The organism is Nostocoides australiense Ben110, assembly GCF_001050535.1.
In the GTDB taxonomy this organism is placed as follows: domain Bacteria; phylum Actinomycetota; class Actinomycetes; order Actinomycetales; family Dermatophilaceae; genus Nostocoides_A; species Nostocoides_A australiense.
In genome coordinates this window covers 3,693,297-3,694,343 of the sequence record NZ_HG764815.1, presented here as the reverse complement: position 1 = coordinate 3,694,343, position 1,047 = coordinate 3,693,297, and the positions used below count along the sequence as shown (strand labels likewise).

The following is a 1,047-nucleotide window of genomic DNA, read 5'->3' as shown; positions in this document are numbered from 1 at the left end:
GGCCCCCCCCCCGACGGCCTCGGCCTCACCGGCCGTGGCGAGGGCATCGCTGCCCTCGCCACGGCCCTGGTGTGGCCGACGGCCGACTGAGGCGAGACGTCACTGCTGACGAGCGGCGTTCGCGTCGATGGCGGCCTTGACGTAGGCCGCGAGCCCGGGGGCCAGATCCTCATACGTCTGCGTGAACCGCGCGTCGGTCACGTACATCTCACCCAGCCCTTGATGCATCGAATAGGACACGTCGTAGAACCGGTCGTTGATGTGCCGGCGGTGCGCCTCCGCGGCGTCCATCGCCGCCGCGCTTGTCGGCGGCTCACCGGACTCCAGGGCGGCGACGAACGCGGCGTTCACCGCGTCCATCTCTGCCTTCACTGACTCCCAGTCGGCCTTGATGTATGTGGCGGTGCGCGCCTGCGACTGGGTCCACGCCGGGGTGTCGCCCCAGCGCTCCTGGGCCTCAGCGGCATACGACTCGTCGAAGCCGTCGCCGAAGAGGTCTTTGAGTTCTTCCGTGGTTGCGGGCCGGTTGCCCATCTCTGCCTCCAATGCATGGTCGAGTGCCGTCACGAGTTCGCGCAACTCCGTCAGGCGGGTGGTGACCGCTGCGCGTTGACGACGCAGGTGCTCGACCAGATCGCCTTCTCCGGCAAGGAGTTCGGCGATCTCTTCGAGCCCGAACCCGAGGCGGCGATAGACCACGATGGTCGCCAGCCGCTCCAGGTCGCTCGCGGTGTAAAGCCGGTAGCCGGCATAGGACCGCTCACGGGGAGTGAGCAACCCGATCTCGTCGTAATGGTGCAGCGTGCGCACCGTCACGGCGAAGGTCTCGGCCACCTGCCCGACCGTGAGCAGGTCCTGTGTCGTCTCGGTCACGTGTCTACTCTGCGGGCTGACGTCGCGTGAGGGTCAAGCGCATAATCGTGGACATGGGGATGGCCTTCCTCGCGTTGGTCTTCGGGGCGGAACTGGCGGCGTGGGCCGCGATCGGCGTCGTCGTCCACCACCTGGCCGGCGGTGGCTGGCCGGGCGCGCTCGCCGGCGCTGCCG

General features: G+C 68.7%; 1 protein-coding gene. It reads right to left on the bottom strand.

The annotated features are described in order from the left end of the window. Positions 1–99 precede the first annotated feature (99 nt). A complete protein-coding gene (locus tag BN11_RS18125; protein ID WP_048699688.1) occupies positions 100–873 on the bottom strand; it encodes a MerR family transcriptional regulator in 774 nt (257 codons plus the stop codon). Positions 874–1,047: the final 174 nt, after the last annotated feature.